The sequence below is a fragment of the Sphingomonas sp. P4_G2 genome (assembly GCF_056401155.1).
The window spans coordinates 107100-123828 of the sequence record NZ_JBFUJY010000003.1 but is presented as its reverse complement, the minus strand read 5'-3'; the positions used below and the strand labels follow the sequence as shown (position 1 = coordinate 123828).

Below are 16729 nucleotides of genomic sequence, written 5' to 3'. Positions count from 1 at the left end.
CACACCCCGGTTAGCGAATGCCCTCCGCCAACCTAACCATTTGTTCCTACGCGTGCGCCACGCTATCTCCTCCGACGATGCCTCATCTCTATCTCGTCGACGGCTCGGGCTATATCTTCCGCGCCTATCACCAGCTTCCTCCGCTGACGAACCGCCATGGCACGCCGGCGGGCGCGGTCTATGGCTATACGGCGATGCTGTGGAAGCTCGCCGATGCGCTCGACAAGGCGGAGGGGCCGACGCACCTCGCGGTCGTGCTCGACAAGGGGTCGCACACGTTCCGCAACGACCTCTACGACAAATACAAGGCGCAGCGTCCGCCGCCGCCCGAGGATCTGATCCCGCAATTCCCGCTGATCCGCGAGGCGACCCGCGCTTTCTCGCTGCCGTGCATCGAGGAAGAGGGGTTCGAGGCCGACGACATCATCGCCACTTATACCTGCCGCGCGGTCGAGGCCGGGTGGGACGTGACCATCGTCAGTTCCGACAAGGACCTGATGCAGCTCATCCAGCCGGGCGTCGACATGCTCGACACGATGAAGAACGAACGCCGCGGCCCGGAATATGTCGAGACCAAGTTCGGCGTGCGCCCAGACCAATTGGGCGACGTGCTGGCGCTGATGGGCGATGCGGTCGACAACGTCCCCGGCGTGCCTGGCATCGGCGCCAAGACCGCGGCCAAGCTGATCGTCGAATTCGACAATCTCGACGCGGTGCTGGCCGCCGCACCGGGCATGAAGCCCAGCAAGATGCGCGACAACCTGATCGAGCATGAGGAAATGGCCCGGCTGTCGCGCAAGCTGGTCGCGCTGCACACCAATACCGCGGTGCCGCACACGCTGGACGAGCTCAAGCTCGAGGGCATCCCGCCCGAGCCGTTGCGCGCGTTCCTCGAGGATCAGGGATTCAAGACCTTGCTGTCGCGGATGGCGGCGCACGCGCCGGGCCGCGAGCAGCCCGATCCGGTCGCCGCGGCGGTCGCGACGGCCGGGCCGGTCACGCCCGATTTCATCGAGCTGCCGCCGGTCAATTGCGACGCTTATGAAACCGTGACGAGTATCGACCGGCTCGAGGCGTGGATCGCCGAAAGCCATGCCAGCGGCACGATCGCGATCGACACCGAAACCGATTCGCTCGACAGCATGGCGGCCAATCTGGTCGGCATCTGCCTCGCCACCGCGCCGGGACGCGCCTGCTACATCCCGATCGGACACAAGAGCAGCGACGACATGTTCGGCGAAGTCCCGCCGCAGCTGCCGCTGGCCGAGGTGGTGAGCCGCCTCAAGCCGCTGTTCACCGCGCCCGGCGTGCTCAAGATCGGGCACAATATCAAATACGACATCAACGTGCTGATCCGCCACGGCCTGCCGGTCTCGCCGATCGACGATACGATGGTGATGAGCTTCGACCTCGATGCCGGCCAGTCGCTCAGCGGCCACGGCATGGACGAGGTGGCGCATGCCGTGCTCGAACATAGCTGCATCAGCTTTAAGGACGTGACCGGCAGCGGCAAGAAAGCGATCAGCTTCGCCCAGGTGCCGCTCGACCAGGCGACGCGCTATGGCGGCGAGGATGCCGACGTGACCTGGCGGCTATGGACGCGGTTCAAGCCGCGATTGGCGTATGAAGGCGCGACGCGCGTGTACGAAATGGTCGATCGCCCGATCATCCCGGTCGTCGCCGCGATGGAGCGCGCCGGGATCAAGGTCGATCGCGACCAGCTGTCGCGCCTGTCGAGCCGCTTCGCGCAGGAAATGGCGCGGCTGGAGGAAGAGATCCAGGCCGAGGCCGGGCAGCCGTTCCAGATCGGATCGACCCAGCAGCTCGGCGCGATCCTGTTCGACAAGATGGGATTGAAGGGCGGCAAGAAAGGCAAGTCGGGCGCCTATTCGACCGACGTCACTGTGCTCGAGAAGATGAAGGCCGAGGGCGTGGCGATCGCCGGGCTGGTGCTCGACTGGCGCCAGCTGTCGAAGCTCAAATCGACCTATACCGACGCGCTGCAGCAGCAGATCGATCGCGACACCGGGCGCGTCCACACCAGCTATTCGCTGACCGGCGCGCAGACCGGGCGGCTGTCCTCGACCGACCCCAACCTCCAGAACATCCCGATCCGCACCGAGATCGGCCGGCAGATCCGCGACGCCTTCGTTGCGGAACCGGGCAACGTCATTCTGGCGGCCGACTATTCGCAGATCGAGCTCAGGCTGGCGGCGCACATGGCCGACGTGCCGCCGCTCCGCGATGCCTTCCTGCGCGGCGAGGACATTCACGCCGCGACCGCCAAGGAGCTGTTCGGCGAGGTCAATCGCGATACGCGCGGCCGCGCCAAGACGATCAATTTCGCCATCCTCTACGGCATTTCGCGCTGGGGCCTCGCCGCCCGGCTGGAGATCGACGCGGAGGAAGCGCAGGCGATGATCTCGCGCTATTTCGACCGCTTCCCCGGCATCTCCTCCTATATCAACGAGACGCTCGAGGGCGTGCGGCAAAAGGGCTATACCGAGACCCTGTTCGGTCGGAAGACCTGGTTCCCGCAGATCCGTGCGCCGATCCAGCACGTCCGCCAGGGCGCCGAACGCGCCGCGATCAACGCGCCGATCCAGGGTACCAGCGCCGACATCATCAAGCGCGCGATGGCGCGGATGGGGCCGGCTTTGGCCGATGCCGGTCTGACCGGCACGAAGATGCTGCTCCAGGTCCATGACGAACTCGTGTTCGAAGTGCCCGAGAGCGAGGTCGAGGCGGCCAAGCCGGTGATCGAACGCGTCATGGCGACGGCGGCGGAGCCGGCCGTGCCGCTGTCGGTGCCGCTCGCGGTCGAGATTGGCACCGGCGCCAGCTGGGGCGCCGCGCATTGATCGATTCCGCGCTTGCCGGACGCATGGTTGAGGGGGTGGCGCGTGTCGACTGACGCTCGCGCCGCCGCGCCGGTCGTGCCCCCTACCGGCCCGGCCGACGACCTGGCCGTGCTGGCCAAGGGCGGGCGGACCAATATCGGCGGGTTCGCGCTGCGGCTGGTCGCACGCTTGCCGTTCCTGTTCGTCGCCGGACGGCTCTACGGACCCGATGCGGTCGGGCGGTTCGCGCTCGCGCTGGTGGTGGTCGAACTCGCCGCGTTGATCGCGACGCTCGGGTTGAAGCGTGGGCTGGCCCAGGCGCTGGCCACCACCGAGCGCCCGCATCCGCATGTCGTGTGGGACGGGATGGCGGTGGCGATGCTCGCCTCGACCATTGCCGGCGCGGTGCTGATCGCCTTGCCGCGCGTGATGTACCCGCATGGCGAGATCACCCTGATCGAGCGGCTATTGCCGTGCATCATCGTCGCCAGCGCCTGGTCCGACGTCGCGCTCTCGGCTTTGGCCTATCGTCACAATATCAAGGCGAGCGTCACCGCGCGCGCGGTGGTCGAGCCGTGGACGATCTCGATCGCCGCACTAGGCTTCTACTTCGTCAATGCGCGCGACGGGCTGGTGCTCGCCTATATGCTGTCGATGGTGGCGGCGATGATCGCGTCGTTGATCCCGCTGATCCGCAGCTACGGCCTGCCGCATGGCTGGACGCCGCAAGTGGCGCGGGTGGCGACGCTGGCGCGGCGTAACGCGCCGCTGGCGGGCGCCGACGCGATCGAATGGGCGACGCGCAATGTCGACCGTTTCATCCTGGGGCTGCTGTTTCCACCGGCGATCGTCGGCATCTATTATATGGCGCAACAGGTCGCCTCGCTGCCGCAAAAGCTCAAGACCAGCTTCGACCCGATCCTCGGGCCGGTCATCGCCACCAGCCTGGCGCGCGACGACAAGGCGGCGATCGCCGACCAGGTGCGCCAGGTCGGTTTCTGGATCATGGCGTTGCAGGCATGCCTGGCGCTGATGGGGTCGATCCCGGGCGAGGCGGTGATGGGGCTGGTCGGCAAGCAATTCGTCGCCGGCACCGCCGCGCTTGCCTTCCTGTTATGGGCGGAAGTGTTCGCTTCGACCGGCGCGGTGTGCGAATCGGCGCTCGTCTATATCGCGCGGCATCGCAACCTGATGATCTCGATCGGCGTGCTGGTGCTTCAGATCGTGCTGAGCTTCACGCTGGTCGCGGTGATGCGCTCGATCGACTGGGACCATTCCGTGCTAGCGGAATTCGGCACGCGCGATTCGGTCCAGGGAGTGAGCGTTGCGATCGCCTTGCTCATCGCGCTGAGCGTCGGGTCGGTGATCAAGTCCAACTTCCTCGCCCGGCTGTTGAAGGCGCGCGTGGCGGGATGGCGCTGGTCGCTGCTCGGGACCGCGGCCGTCACCATCCTGGTCGGGACGGCGTTCACCTCGCTGCCCAAAAGCTACGAATGGGTCGAGCTCTCGCTCGGCGAGCCCGCGATCCTGGTGACCTATCTGTTCGTGCTGTGGAAATGGGCATTCCGCCCCGAGGATCGGGCGTTGTTCAAGAAACTGCCCGGGGCGGGTGCCTCGGCATCGGTTACCTGAGCAGCGATTTTAGAGTTAAATGCCGCCAAACTGAATCGTCACCCCGGCCTTGTGCCGGGGTCCAACTCTCCACCACGGAATCCAGCCGGTGTCGCACGTTGGATGCCGGAACAAGTCCGGCATGACGGTTAAAGCTGATCGCAAAACGATTTTGGGCGCGGTTTCGATTCAACGGAGCGTCGGGCCGGACACGCCGCGCTTGGGGGCTGCCGGCAAATCGGCGAACAGCTTGATCATGCCGGGGCTGCGCGCATCGCCATTGGCGTAATCGCGCGCCGATTTACCCGCCATGTAATCGCGCTTGTCGGGATCGGCGCCGCCCTCGATCAGGTCGCGCACCATCTGTTCGTCGCGGCGCAACACTGCCTTGATCAATGGGGTCTGGCCGCCGTCGCCGGCCAGATTGGGGTTGGCCTTGCCCTTGAGCAGGAGAGGGATCAGGTCACCATAACCGCGATCGACCGCGAGCAGGAGCGGGGTATCGCCCTGTCGGTTCTTGATATTGGGATTGGCGCCCTTGGCCAGCAGATAGGAGACGTACCGCGAATCGTCGCGACGCACGACGATGTGCAGCGCGCCTTCGCCGCTCGACGGGTCCTGGGTGTCGATGATCCGCGACCCCGGCTTGGCCAGGATCGATTCGACGTCGTTGCCCTTGTCGTTCTTGACCGCGTCGAGGAATTGATAGCCGGGCGAGCCGCTGGCGAGCTGCGCCGCGGCGGGAAGGGCGGTGACGGCCAGCGCGCCGGCAAGCGCGATGCGGGAGAGACGTGCGATCATGATGTAATGCCCTGCGCGAAAAGTCGGGATCAACTTGCGTAGCCGCCCGTAAAAGATCAAGGCTGGCGCTGCGATGAACCTGCGTTTGCTTCCGATTTCGCTGCTGTTGGCGCTCGCCGCCTGCTCGAACGCCGCCCCAGCCGACCCCCCGCTGGCGGGCGCCAAGATCGGCGGCCCGTTCCAGCTGATCGATCAGGACGGCCGGGCGATCACCGAGAAGGCGTTCGCGGGCAAATATCGCATCATGTATTTCGGATACACTTATTGCCCCGATGTCTGCCCGACCACGGCGCAGACGATCGGCGCGGCGATGCGGCTGCTCGACAAGAAAGATGCCGCGCTGTCGGCCAGGGTGGTGCCGGTGTTCGTGACGGTCGATCCCGATCGCGACACGCCGGCGGTGGTCAAGCAATTCGTCAGCGCTTTCTATCCGCGCTTCGTCGGCATGACCGGGAGCGCGGCGGCGATCGACACGATCAAGACCGAATATGGCGTGTTCTCGTCCAAGGGAAAGACCACCCCCAATGGCGGCTATCTGGTCGAACATTCCAACGCCGCCTATCTGATGGACAGCAGCGGCAAGCCGCTCGCCTTGCTGCCGACCGAGCAGGGCGCGCAGGCGACCGCCGATGAAATCAAGCGCTGGGTGAAGACCAACCCGTGACGACCGACAGATTCTGGGAAACCAAGACATTGGCCGAGCTCGATCGCGGCCAATGGGAGGCGTTGTGCGACGGCTGCGGCAAATGCTGCATCCACAAGCTCGAGGATGAGGAGACCGGCGAACTCCATCCGACCAATGTCGCGTGCCGGATGCTCGATCGCCGCGCCGGCCAGTGCAAGGATTACCGCAATCGCCGCGCCTATGTACCCGATTGCGTGCGGCTGACGGTCAAGAACGTCTATACCACCGACTGGCTGCCCTCGACCTGTGCCTATCGCCTGCGCGCCAATGGCGAGAAGCTGCCGGACTGGCATTATCTCGTCAGCGGCGATCGCGAGGCGGTGCATCGTGCCGGCGAATCGACCCGCGGCTGGACGGTCAGCGAGGACGATGCCGGCGAGCTCGAATTCCATCTGGTCGATCGCAAGCTGTGACCGGCGATCTCGACGTCGTCCGCCATGCCCGCGCCCGGCGGATGCGGTTGTCGGTCGATCCGACGAGCGGGCGCGTGCGGCTGACCATTCCCCCGCGCGCCTCGCTCAAACAGGCAATGGCCTGGGCCAATGACCATCGCGGCTGGATCGACGCGCAACGGGCGAAACTGCCCGAGGGGCGGCCGTTCTTGCAGGGGGCGGAGATCCCGATCGAGGGTGTTGAGGTGACCGTCGACTGGTCTCCTGACCGGTCGCGTACCGTCGCGCTGATCGACGGACGGCTGGTTTGCGGCGGGCCGATTGAAGGCCTGTCACGTAGGATCGAGGCCTGGCTCAAGCGTCGCGCGCTCGCCGTCCTGACCGAAGAAACCGCCGAATTCGCGGCCAAGGCTGGCGTCACCGTCAGCCGCGTTACCGTCGCCGACCCGAAAGGCCGCTGGGGCAGCTGCGCCTCGACCGGCGCGATCCGCTATAGCTGGCGGCTGATCTGCGCGCCGCCTTATGTCCGCCGCTCGACCGTCGCGCACGAAGTCGCGCATCGGCTGCATATGGACCATTCGCCGGCGTTCCACGCCGCCTACCGGCAATTGCTTGAGGCAGATCCCGCACCGGCGCGCGCCTGGTTACGGCGCCACGGCGCGACGCTTCACTGGGTCGGGCGGGGCGGCTGAACCTCACGCGGGCGATCGGCCGGGGCCGATCCGTTCGGAACGACACGTTTGGGCCGGTTCGGATCGGTGCCCGAGCCGCCGGTCATGCGATCGATCCATTTGCGGTCGAGCCGATCGTCGGGCCGTTGCGCACCATCGTCGGCGGCGTCGGGCGCAGTCTGCGGCGGGTCATTTTCACTCTGCGGCGGCTCGCCCGCGTCACCCCCCCCGATTGGCGCATCGGGAGCGATCTGGTCGGGTGGAATGGGATTGCCGTCGGGGTCGACGAACAAGCCGTTGTCGGGCTGACCGAAGTCGCTTTCGTTGTCGAGCTGCCATTCGGGCAAGGTCACCTGGGTGTCGAACGCTTCGACCGGGCGGCCGGCGGTGGCGACCTTCATGAACGCCGCAAAGGCGCGCGCGGGCAAGGTGCCGCCCTGAAGGCCAGGAATAGACTTGGCGTCGTCGCGGCCCATCCACACGCCGGTCGTCAGGCCCGAGGAAAAGCCCAGGAACCAGCCGTCCTTGTTCGAGCTCGTCGTCCCGGTCTTGCCAGCGACCGGACGCCCGATCTGCGCCGCCTTGCCGGTGCCGGTGGCGACCGCGGTCTGCAACAGGTCGGTCATCTCGGCGGCGACATAGGGCGCGACCAGCACGTGGCTGCGGTCGACTTCGTGGTTGTAGATCGTCTCGCCCATCGAGGTGACCTTGGTGATCCCGTAGGGGGTCACCGCCACGCCCTTGTTGCCGACGCTGGCAAAGGCGCGAGTCATGTCGATCAGGCGGACGTCGTTCGATCCCAGCACCATCGACGGCACGGTCGAGATCGGGGTCGAGATGCCGAAGCGGCGCGCCATGTCGGCGACGGTCGAAAAGCCGACTTCCTGGCCGATCTTGGCCGCCACGGTGTTGACCGAATACGCAAACGCCGTGCGGATATCCATTTCGCCGGCATTGCGGCCCGACGAATTGCGCGGGCTCCAGCCGTTGATCGTCACCGGCTCGTCGACCACGCGGTCGCTCGGCCGATGCCCCGCCTCGAGCGCCGCCAGATAGACGAACAATTTGAACGACGATCCCGGCTGGCGCAGCGCGGTCACGCCGCGATTATAGTTCGACGTGACATAATCCTTGCCGCCGACCATCGCGCGCACCGCGCCATCGCGATCGAGGCTGATCAGCGCGCCTTGCGCGTTGCCGGGGGCGTAGCCGGCGATCGCGGCATCGGCCGCTTTCTGCATGCGGATGTCGATCGTCGTCCACACTTCGAGCGGGCGCGTCGGCTCGTCGATCAGATTTTCGAGCTGGGGCAGCGCCCAGTCGGTGAAATAGCGCACACTGTTCTGATTGGGCTCGGGCGCGAGCTTGACCGTCTTGGGATCGACCGCGGCGGCTTCGGCGGCCGAGATCTTGCCGGTTTCCTTCATCAGGCCGATCACCACGCCGGCGCGGTCGACCGCGGCCTGGGCATCGGCGGTGGGCGAATAATGCGACGGCGCCTTGACCAATCCGGCGATGATCGCCGCTTCGCCCAGGGTCAATTGGCCGGCGCCATGGCCGAAGAATTTGCGGCTGGCGGCGTCGATGCCGTACGCGCCGCCGCCGAAATAGACCTTGTTGAGATAGAGTTCGAGCACCTGGTCCTTGGAGAATTTGCGCTCCAGCGCCAGTGCCAGCACCATCTCGCGCGCCTTGCGGCCGAACTTCTTGGTCGACGACAGGAAGATGTTGCGCGCCAGCTGCTGGGTGATCGTCGACCCGCCCTGGGTCCAATGCCCCTGTTGGACGCGCACCTGGAACGAACGAGCCACGCCGATCGGATCGACGCCCGGATGGTTGCGGAAGCGGCGATCCTCGACCGCGACCATCGCATCCTTCATCACTTGCGGGATCTGGGCGTAGGGCAGCCATTCGCCATAGCTCGGCCCCAGGCTGACGATCGGGGTGCCGTCATCGGCCAGCACCCGGATCATCTGGCCGTTGGGCGAGGATTTCAGCTCGTCGAAACTCGGCAGCTGCGATTCGGTCACATAGACGGTGACGACGAGCGCAATGATCCCGAGCAAGGCGGCGACGCCGGTAAGGCGCAGGCCCAGCACGAGCCAGCGGCGCCAGCGGGGGACAATTTTGGACGCCTTGGCCATCGTTATGGGCGAGGGCTTAGAGGGTTAACCGAGTGTCGACAAGCGCCGGTTCACGCGGTTCGCCGCGCCAATCAATCCGCACGCGGGCGGAAATCGAGGCTGATCGAGTTCATGCAATAGCGCAGGCCCGTCGGCGGCGGCCCGTCGGGGAAGACATGACCGAGATGGCTGTCGCACCGTGCGCAGCGCGTTTCGGTGCGCGTCATGCCATGGCTGACGTCGCTATGGTTGGTGACGTGATCCTCGGCGATCGGCTGGGTGAAGCTCGGCCAGCCCGATCCCGAATCATATTTGTCGGTGCTGTCGAACAGATCGAGCCCGCACGCCGCGCAGTCATAGATGCCATCCGCCTTGTTGTCGTTATAGATGCCGGCAAAGGCGCGTTCGGTCCCCGCCTCGCGCAGCACATGATATTGCTCGGGGGTCAGGCGCTTGCGCCATTCGGTTTCGGAGAGCGAGAGATGTTCCATGGGCTGGAAGATCGTTACGCTGCGATCATGCGTCAAGCGGCTTGTGGTTGATCCGGGTTAGCCGGGCGGCGATTCCGGCGAGTTGCGGCGCCAGCCGGACCGCCGCGGTCAGCGCGCTCGCCCAGGCGGGCCGCTCGGCGGCGGCACGGATGCGGTTGGCGATGGCGAATGGCGTCGTCAGGTCGCGGGCGAGCCGCTGTCGATAGGCGATCGCGCCGGCCGGGCCATGGCGCAGATACTCGGACGCCGCCCGCGCACCGCTTTCGATCGCGATTCCCATGCCTTCGCCCGCCAGGCTGGGAATGCACGCCGCCTGATCACCGAGCCGGAACAGCCCGGCCGTACCGTTCACTGCGCGCCAGCCATAAGGGACGTTGGCGACCGCGTCGATCGACGCCGCGCTGGCGCGATGGGCCAAGCGCTCGCCCAGCCGCGGCGATTCGATCGCCAGCGCGGCGAGCAGTTGATCGCGCGATCCCGCCGCGCTCAGCCGCGACCGGTGCACCGCCATGCACAGATTGACCGTGCCGTCCTCCTGCCGTGCGATCCCGGCATAGCCGCGATCGAACAGATGCAGCTCGATCGTATCGCCAACCATCCGGTCGAGCGCGCCGCTCGGCCCCAGCCGGACGCGCAGGCCCAAAGTCGGGTCCTGGCCGCGCTCGGCACCACGTGCCAGCCCGCGCAAATCGTGCTTGCCCGTGGCGAGGAACAAGGCATCGGCGGCGATTTCGCTGTCGTCGGCCAGACGCAGGTAATCTCCTTCGAGCGCACGTACCGCGACGCCGCGCTCGACCGCCGCACCGGCGGTGATCGCATGATCGAGCAGTAAGGTATCGAGCCGCCGGCGCGACACCGCGAGCGCCGGGCGCGGCAGCCATGCCTCGGCCTGACGCGCGCCGGCAAACAGCCGCAGCCGGCGGATCTCGTCGCGGTTGAGCGCCTCGCGCCGGATGCCGAGCCGATCGAGCGCCTCGAGCGTCCGCCAGCTCAGGAAGCCGCCGCACAAGGCATCGCCGGTCTCGGCGTTGCGCTCGATCAGCAGATGCGGCGCGCCGGCCCGCGCCAGCAGCAACGCCGCCACCGCGCCGGCCGGTCCGCCGCCGACGATCAGCGCAGGCGTTCGACGCACAGTCGAAAGGGGAAAGCGCGATAGACGCGCGCGGCGGTGATGCCGGCCTCGGCCAGGATCGGCGGCCATTCCGCGGGACGATACGACCGCGCGATCGACAAGGTGCCGTCGAGCCGGACGATACGGTGCCAGCCGAAGGTACGGGCGAGGATCGGGAATCCCCAATGCGCGAAACCGTGGCGGTGGAGGTCGTTGACCAGCCATCCCATCCGCGCCTCGGCCTGCATGAAGCGCAGGAAAGCGACCAGCTGGTCGTGCGTCATGTGGTGCGCGACCAGGCTGGAAATCACCATGTCCCAGCCCTGGCCGGCGAGGTCGGCATAATCGCCGGTGATCCAGCGGATCCTCGTGTCGGGCGCGCTATGCTGCCGCGCCGCCGCTTCGCTGCGCGGATTGAGGTCGACGCCGACCAGCTCGGCCGCGATCCCGCGCTTCGTTGCCCAGCGCGCGATCGTGCGCAGCATGTCGCCGTCGCCGAACCCGACATCGAGCAATTTGAACGCCGTGCGTCCCTTGAGCGCGCGCTCGACGAACGACAGGGTCGGCCGCGCCGCCATCGTCACGACATTGACCTTGGCGAGATCGCCCACGACCGCGGCATAGGTCGCCGCGTCGAGGTCGTCGGCGTCCATCAGCTCATCGGCGATGGCGCGTTGGTTCAGGCTCACGCCGCGCTCCGGAACCCGAATCCTTCGGCCGCCAGCCCCGGCCCGAACGCCAGCGCGATGCCCTGATCGATGCGCGGCCCCTTGAGCATCTTGCCGAGCGCGAACATCAAGGTCGCCGAGGACATGTTGCCATAATCGTGCAGCGTCTCGCGCGATGCCCAGAGTGCGCCTTGCGGCAGATGATAAGCGGTCTCGACCGCGTCTAAGATCGAGCGTCCGCCGGCATGCACTGCCCAGCCGTCGATCGCCTCGACATCGCGCCCGCCGAGCGCGGCGGCGGCGAAGTCGGGATCGGCGAGTCCTTGCGCGATGCGTTGCGGGACCTCGCCCGACAAATGCATCTCGAACCCCTTGTCGGTGATGTCCCAGCGGATCAGTCGATCCGAATCGGGGAGCGTGGTGGCGAACGGCGTCTCGAGTTCGAAGCCGGCGGCATCGCTCGTCACCAGCGCGGCGCCCGCGCCGTCGCCGAACTGGAGCATCGCCAGCAGCTTTTCGATCTCGCCGGTATCCTGGAGATGGAGGGAGCAGAGTTCGACGCACACCACCAGCACGCGCGCGCCGGGTTCGGACCGCACGATGTGGCGCGCGCTGCGCAACGCGGCGACAGCGGCGTAGCAGCCCATGAACCCGACCAGCAGCCGCTCGACCGACGGCGCCAGGCCGAGCCGGCGCGCGACCACCTGATCGACGCCCGGCGCGACGAAGCCGGTGCAGCTCGCGACCACCAGATGCGTGATGCGGTCGATCTCGACCTGGTCGGCGAGCCGATCGATCGCTGCCAGGCTCAGCGTCGGCGCGGCCTCGGCATAGATGCGCATCCGGGCATCGGTGCCGGGCATGAAACCGCCTTCGTAGAACCCGCCCGGGCCGATCGGCGATCCGCCATCGTCGGCGCGCGGCAGCACGGTCCAGCGATGCTCGATCCCCGACCGCGCGACCATCCGGCCGAACAATTTGGCCAGGCGCGGGTCGGCGATCTTGGGCTGAGCCCAACCGATGAACGCGCTATGCGCTTCATGATCCGGCACCGCGGTGCCGATTGCGTTGAGATAGACGTTGCCGGGCACGATTGGCGACCTTTCGGGGCAAGGGACACCGGGTTAGTGCCTCGTAACCTGTACGCCACATTAACAGATGCCGTGGAGTTTTGCTCCGCCTGCGCTGCGCCGCTATCAGGCTCGCATGAACCCGATTTACGCCAGCATGGGCACGACAATCTTCGAAGCCATGTCAGCGCGCGCACGGGCGACCGGGGCGATCAACCTGGGCCAGGGGTTTCCAGAGGCGCAGGGGCCGGCCGATATCATCGACGCAGCGGCGAAAGCGCTGGTCGAGAAATCGAACCAATATCCGCCGATGATCGGCGTGCCCGAACTGCGCCAGGCAATCGCCGCGCATTATGCCGAGCATCAGGGGCTCGATCTGTCGCCCGACGAGGTGGTGGTCACCTCAGGCGCGACCGAGGCGATCGCCGCGGCGTTGCTCGCCCTGGTCTCGCCGGGCGACGAAGTGATCCTGTTTCAGCCGCTCTACGACGCCTATCTCCCGCTGGTCGAACGCGGCGGCGGCGTGGCGAAGTTGGTCCGGCTGAGTCCGCCCGACTGGCGCGTCACTGCCGACATGCTGGAAGGCGCGTGGTCGCCCAAGACCCGGCTGCTGGTGCTCAACAGCCCGCTCAACCCTTCGGCTTCGATGATCGGCGCCGAGGAACTCGCGGTGATCGCGCGATTCTGCATCGAGCGCGACCTGATCGCGATCTGCGACGAGGTGTGGGAAGAATTGGTGTTCGACGGCGCCCGCCACGTCCCGCTGATCGGCCAACCCGGCATGCGCGAGCGCACGGTCAAGATCGGCTCGGCCGGCAAGATGTTCGCGCTGACCGGGTGGAAAGTCGGCTGGATGTGCGCCGCGCCCGGCCTGGCGCGCGGCCTGGCCAAGGCGCACCAGTTCCTGACCTTCACGACGCCCCCCAATCTGCAATGGGCCGCGGCTTATGGGCTCGGCAAGGACAAGGCCTGGTTCGACAAGGAGCGCGCCGGCTTCCAGCGCTCGCGCGATCGGCTCGCGGCGGGATTGCGCGAGGCGGGCTATGTCACCTTGCCGTCGGCGGCGACCTATTTCATCTCGATCGACCTGACCGCCTCGGGCGTCGCGCTCGACGACGTCACCTTCTGCAACCGCCTGCTCGACGAAGCGGGAGTAGCGGCGATCCCGGTCTCGGCCTTTTATGCCGCAGACCCGGTGACCAATGTCGTGCGGCTGTGCTTCGCCAAGAGCGATGCGACGCTGGACGCGGCGATCGAGCGGATGGCGGGGTTCCGGAAGGCGCTTGGGCAAGAATAAGGCCCGCGGATCGCTCCGCAGGCCTCTTATCTCTAGGCAAAGCCGCAGCGTGGGACGGGCCGTGCGGTCCGTCGGCCGAGGCTTCGGCTTGTTCAGGGATTAGCTGACGCTAATCCCTGGCCTCAGCCATCATAATCCCCACCCAGATTCTGGTTGCGCGGCGGCGCGGCGGCGGTGAGGCGGAGGGCCTCGGCCGACTGCGACAGCGAGCCGATTTCGTCCGGCGTGTCGTCGTCGTCGACCTGGACCTTCTGCATGCCGCTGATCACCGCGTCCTGCAGATGATCGGGGCGCACCGTTTCCTCGGCGATTTCGCGCAAGGCCACGACCGGGTTTTTATCGCGGTCGCGATCGATGGTGAGGTCGGCGCCGCCCGAAATCTGGCGGGCGCGCTGGGCCGCGAACAGCACCAGATCGAAACGGTTCGAAACCTTGTCGACGCAATCTTCGACAGTGACGCGCGCCATGAAACGCTTTCCTTCAGCAAAACACCAAGATGGGAAGCCTTGGCGCTTAGGGCAATGGCGCGTGAAGAGTCAAGAAAATCGGGTTTTCCGCTTGTTGCCGTCGAGAACCGAGCCGCGCGCTTGCCCCGCGCGGCGTCGCGCTCCAATAGAGGCGCGATGGCCGGCGAACCCAGCTTCACGATCGACGGCGACACGCTCCGACTCATCACCGAGGGGCCCGAGCGGCTGACGGCATTGCTCGACCTGATCGACGGGGCCGAGCGATCGCTGCGGATCCTCTATTATATCTATGTCGACGACGATGCCGGGGCGAGGGTGCGCCAGGCACTGATCGAGGCGGCGGCGCGCGGGGTCGCGGTCAAGCTGATCGTCGATGGCCTGGGCAGCGAGCATGCCGAGAATCACCGCTTCTTCGATCCGCTCAAACATGCCGGGATCGACGTCTGCCGCTTCGTGCCGCGGCTCGGGCGGCGCTATCTGTTACGCAACCACCAGAAGCTCGCTCTGGCCGACGAGGCGCGGGTGATCATCGGCGGGTTCAACATCCAGGACAGTTATTTCGGCACCAACGAAGAGCAAGCCTGGCGCGATCTCGGCTTCTATATCGAGGGCCCCTCGGCTGCGCATTTGACCGGCTATTTCGATGCGCTCGATCGCTGGGCGAAGCACGATCAGGCGCCGCTCCGAACGCTGCGCGCGTTGCTGGCGAAATGGAGCGAACCCGATGGCGGGACGCGCTGGCTGTTCGGCGGCCCGACGCGCAAGCCTTCGCCCTGGGCCAAGGCGATGCGCGCCGATCTCGAGCGCGCGATGCGGGTCGACCTGATCAGCGCCTATTTCGCGCCGAGCCCGGGAATGCTGCGCCGGCTCGACCGGATCGGCATGCGCGGCGTCGCGCGCGTCGTGCTGGCGTCGAAGAACGATCATGGCGCCGCGATCTGGGCGTCGCGCTTCACTTATGCGGGGCTGCTCAGGAAAGGCGTCGAGATCTACGAATATCAGCCGACCAAGCTCCACACCAAGCTCTTCGTGATCGACGACACTGTCTATATCGGCTCGGCCAATTACGACATTCGCAGCCTGTTCCTGAACCTCGAGCTGATGCTGCGCGTCGAGGACAAGGCGTTCGCCGCTCATGTCCGGGCCTATATCGATGGCGAGATCGCCGACTCGGAGCGGATCACGCCCGAGCTTTACCAGTCGCGCACCGGCTGGTGGACGCGGATCAAGCAGGCGGCGGCGTTCTTCGTCATGACCGTGCTCGACTACAACGTCACGCGGAGCCTCAATTTCGGACCCGAGCGGCGATTGCGGAAATGAGCGAGCGGGTCGCCAGCTGCCATTGCGGGGCGCTGAGCGTCGCCTGCTCGGGCGAGCCGCGCAAAGTCTCGTTATGCCATTGCCAGCAATGCCAGCGCCGCACCGGCAGCGCGTTCAGTGTCGCGGTCTTCTACGATCGGGCCCAGGTCGCCGTGCAGGGCGAGGCGGCGAGTTATGTCCGCCCTTCGGCAAGCGGGTTCGCGGTCGATTTCCGCTTCTGCCAGGCCTGCGGGTCCAATTTGTTCTGGTACCCGGCACGGATGCCGGCGCTGGTTGGGGTCGCCTATGGCGGCTTCGCCGACCCTGATTTCGTGATTCCCGACCAGGCTGTGTGGTCCAGCGAAGGGCATCGCTGGGTGAACCTGCCCGACCATGTCGTCAGCTTCGAAGGCAATCCGTCGGCGCGCCGTTAACGTTGCCAGCGAACCAGCCGGTCAGAAGCGAAGGCCGCGCCCTTAGTCCTTCCACGCGAAGAAATTGTGCGAGGGCGGGATGTTCCACCATTCGATCGAATAGTCGATCCGGTCCCAATGCGGTTCGAGGAAGTCGCGGACCTTGGGACGGAATTGATAGACCAGGAAGGCGCCGCCGGTCTTGAGCACGCGGTGCGTCGCGGCGGCGATGGCGGGGGCGACACCCTTGGGCAAGGTCGAGAAGGGCAGGCCCGACAGCACGTAATCGGCTTGTTCGAAGCCGTGTTCGGCGATGATCTTTTCGACGTCGGCGGCCGAACCATGGACCGGGATGAAGCGCGAATCGGTGAACTTGATCCGGAGATAGTCGATAAAGTCCGGATTGGTATCGATCGCGATATAGGTGCCGTCGGCCGGCAGGCGGTCGAGAATCGCCTGGCTGAACGTGCCGACGCCGGGGCCATATTCGACGAACAATTTGACCTTGGGCCAGTCGGGCACCTTGAGCATCGCGTTGATCTGCGCCTTGGACGAGGCGATGATCGAGCCGACCATCACGGGCCGTTTGAAGAACCCGCTGAGGAACATTGCCCAGGGAGAGGGGAGCTTGCGCGCGCGCGTCTCCGCATTGTCGAGAGCGAAGCGGGGCTGGGACATGAGATTCCTTGTAGCTGTGCGCCAAATCGTACGCGACCGGAAACCCCTGTCGCAAAGCTGTAACGCCTGATCAAGCCTTTAGGTGTCGGCGACGGGTTGCGTCGCCTCGCGC

16 protein-coding genes are annotated in these 16729 nt (G+C 66.4%); 8 read left to right on the top strand and 8 right to left on the bottom strand.

The features are described 5' to 3' along the window. The first annotated feature begins 77 nt into the window (after positions 1-77). Both polA and AC1DRD_RS10090 read left to right on the top strand, forming a co-directional pair. Positions 78-2861, top strand: a complete 2784-nt coding sequence (gene polA, locus AC1DRD_RS10095) for a DNA polymerase I (RefSeq protein ID WP_478041285.1) — start codon at positions 78-80, stop codon at positions 2859-2861. A gap of 42 nt (positions 2862-2903) precedes the next feature. Next, positions 2904-4472 carry a lipopolysaccharide biosynthesis protein gene (locus AC1DRD_RS10090; protein WP_478032443.1) on the top strand — a complete coding sequence of 523 codons (1569 nt, stop codon included), beginning with the start codon at positions 2904-2906 and terminating at the stop codon, positions 4470-4472. Positions 4473-4640: 168 nt separating this feature from the next. Here AC1DRD_RS10090 and AC1DRD_RS10085 read toward each other — a convergent pair whose 3' ends face one another. Then, positions 4641-5252 (bottom strand): ankyrin repeat domain-containing protein, encoded by a 612-nt coding sequence (locus AC1DRD_RS10085; protein WP_478032444.1) that lies wholly within the window; start codon positions 5250-5252, stop codon positions 4641-4643. 73 nt (positions 5253-5325) lie between these two features. Here AC1DRD_RS10085 and AC1DRD_RS10080 point away from each other — a divergent pair, with 73 nt between their 5' ends. Genes AC1DRD_RS10080 through AC1DRD_RS10070 form a run of 3 tightly spaced genes read left to right on the top strand, consistent with a single transcriptional unit; the run spans position 5326 to position 7021 of the window. Beyond that, entirely contained in the window at positions 5326-5916 is a 591-nt protein-coding gene (locus AC1DRD_RS10080) for an SCO family protein (RefSeq protein WP_478032445.1), read from the top strand. Then, positions 5913-6350, top strand: a complete 438-nt coding sequence (locus AC1DRD_RS10075) for a YcgN family cysteine cluster protein (RefSeq protein WP_066819991.1) — start codon at positions 5913-5915, stop codon at positions 6348-6350. Before AC1DRD_RS10080 ends, AC1DRD_RS10075 begins: the two co-directional genes overlap by 4 nt. Before the next feature lie 41 nt (positions 6351-6391). Beyond that, entirely contained in the window at positions 6392-7021 is a 630-nt protein-coding gene (locus AC1DRD_RS10070; protein ID WP_478032548.1) for a M48 family metallopeptidase, read from the top strand. Here AC1DRD_RS10070 and AC1DRD_RS10065 read toward each other — a convergent pair. The 5 genes from AC1DRD_RS10065 to AC1DRD_RS10045 all read right to left on the bottom strand — a co-directional run bounded on the left by AC1DRD_RS10065 (position 6997) and on the right by AC1DRD_RS10045 (position 12484). Next, complete coding sequence (locus AC1DRD_RS10065; protein WP_478041284.1) at positions 6997-9144, bottom strand: transglycosylase domain-containing protein; 2148 nt, start codon at positions 9142-9144, stop codon at positions 6997-6999. The two genes, AC1DRD_RS10070 and AC1DRD_RS10065, sit on opposite strands and share 25 nt — an antisense overlap. A gap of 71 nt (positions 9145-9215) precedes the next feature. Further along, a complete protein-coding gene (gene msrB / locus AC1DRD_RS10060) occupies positions 9216-9614 on the bottom strand; it encodes a peptide-methionine (R)-S-oxide reductase MsrB (protein ID WP_478032449.1) in 399 nt (132 codons plus the stop codon). Between the two features lie 25 nt (positions 9615-9639). Continuing rightward, entirely contained in the window at positions 9640-10746 is a 1107-nt protein-coding gene (locus AC1DRD_RS10055; protein ID WP_478041283.1) for an NAD(P)/FAD-dependent oxidoreductase, read from the bottom strand. Next, positions 10725-11414: a methyltransferase domain-containing protein gene (locus tag AC1DRD_RS10050; protein WP_478041282.1), complete on the bottom strand. Its 690-nt coding sequence runs from the start codon at positions 11412-11414 to the stop codon at positions 10725-10727. The genes AC1DRD_RS10055 and AC1DRD_RS10050 overlap by 22 nt, the downstream gene beginning before the upstream one ends. Continuing rightward, complete coding sequence (locus tag AC1DRD_RS10045; RefSeq protein WP_478041281.1) at positions 11411-12484, bottom strand: type III polyketide synthase; 1074 nt, start codon at positions 12482-12484, stop codon at positions 11411-11413. Before AC1DRD_RS10045 ends, AC1DRD_RS10050 begins: the two co-directional genes overlap by 4 nt. A gap of 115 nt (positions 12485-12599) precedes the next feature. On the opposite strand from AC1DRD_RS10045, the gene AC1DRD_RS10040 reads away from it, so the two are divergent. Next, a complete protein-coding gene (locus AC1DRD_RS10040) occupies positions 12600-13760 on the top strand; it encodes an aminotransferase (RefSeq protein ID WP_478041280.1) in 1161 nt (386 codons plus the stop codon). Between the two features lie 122 nt (positions 13761-13882). Here AC1DRD_RS10040 and rpoZ read toward each other — a convergent pair whose 3' ends face one another. Further along, positions 13883-14227, bottom strand: a complete 345-nt coding sequence (gene rpoZ, locus AC1DRD_RS10035) for a DNA-directed RNA polymerase subunit omega (protein WP_066584135.1) — start codon at positions 14225-14227, stop codon at positions 13883-13885. 156 nt (positions 14228-14383) lie between these two features. Here rpoZ and AC1DRD_RS10030 point away from each other — a divergent pair, with 156 nt between their 5' ends. Then, positions 14384-15547 (top strand): phospholipase D-like domain-containing protein, encoded by a 1164-nt coding sequence (locus tag AC1DRD_RS10030; protein WP_478041279.1) that lies wholly within the window; start codon positions 14384-14386, stop codon positions 15545-15547. Next, positions 15544-15960: a GFA family protein gene (locus tag AC1DRD_RS10025; protein WP_478041278.1), complete on the top strand. Its 417-nt coding sequence runs from the start codon at positions 15544-15546 to the stop codon at positions 15958-15960. Before AC1DRD_RS10030 ends, AC1DRD_RS10025 begins: the two co-directional genes overlap by 4 nt. Before the next feature lie 42 nt (positions 15961-16002). On the opposite strand, the gene AC1DRD_RS10020 is transcribed toward AC1DRD_RS10025, so the two are convergent. Continuing rightward, a complete protein-coding gene (locus tag AC1DRD_RS10020) occupies positions 16003-16617 on the bottom strand; it encodes a class I SAM-dependent methyltransferase (protein ID WP_478032458.1) in 615 nt (204 codons plus the stop codon). Positions 16618-16729: the final 112 nt, after the last annotated feature.

Excerpts from the sequence above, each read along its gene's own strand:
- msrB (WP_478032449.1), bottom strand. The coding sequence starts at position 9,614 with ATGGAACATCTCTCGCTCTCCGAAACCGAATGGCGCAAGCGCCTGACC.
- polA (WP_478041285.1), top strand. The coding sequence starts at position 78 with ATGCCTCATCTCTATCTCGTCGACGGCTCGGGCTATATCTTCCGCGCC.
- AC1DRD_RS10040 (WP_478041280.1), top strand. The coding sequence starts at position 12,600 with ATGAACCCGATTTACGCCAGCATGGGCACGACAATCTTCGAAGCCATG.
- rpoZ (WP_066584135.1), bottom strand. The coding sequence starts at position 14,227 with ATGGCGCGCGTCACTGTCGAAGATTGCGTCGACAAGGTTTCGAACCGT.
- AC1DRD_RS10025 (WP_478041278.1), top strand. The coding sequence starts at position 15,544 with ATGAGCGAGCGGGTCGCCAGCTGCCATTGCGGGGCGCTGAGCGTCGCC.
- AC1DRD_RS10020 (WP_478032458.1), bottom strand. The coding sequence starts at position 16,617 with ATGTCCCAGCCCCGCTTCGCTCTCGACAATGCGGAGACGCGCGCGCGC.
- AC1DRD_RS10065 (WP_478041284.1), bottom strand. The coding sequence starts at position 9,144 with ATGGCCAAGGCGTCCAAAATTGTCCCCCGCTGGCGCCGCTGGCTCGTG.
- AC1DRD_RS10080 (WP_478032445.1), top strand. The coding sequence starts at position 5,326 with ATGAACCTGCGTTTGCTTCCGATTTCGCTGCTGTTGGCGCTCGCCGCC.
- AC1DRD_RS10070 (WP_478032548.1), top strand. The coding sequence starts at position 6,392 with ATGCGGTTGTCGGTCGATCCGACGAGCGGGCGCGTGCGGCTGACCATT.
- AC1DRD_RS10030 (WP_478041279.1), top strand. The coding sequence starts at position 14,384 with ATGGCCGGCGAACCCAGCTTCACGATCGACGGCGACACGCTCCGACTC.
- AC1DRD_RS10085 (WP_478032444.1), bottom strand. The coding sequence starts at position 5,252 with ATGATCGCACGTCTCTCCCGCATCGCGCTTGCCGGCGCGCTGGCCGTC.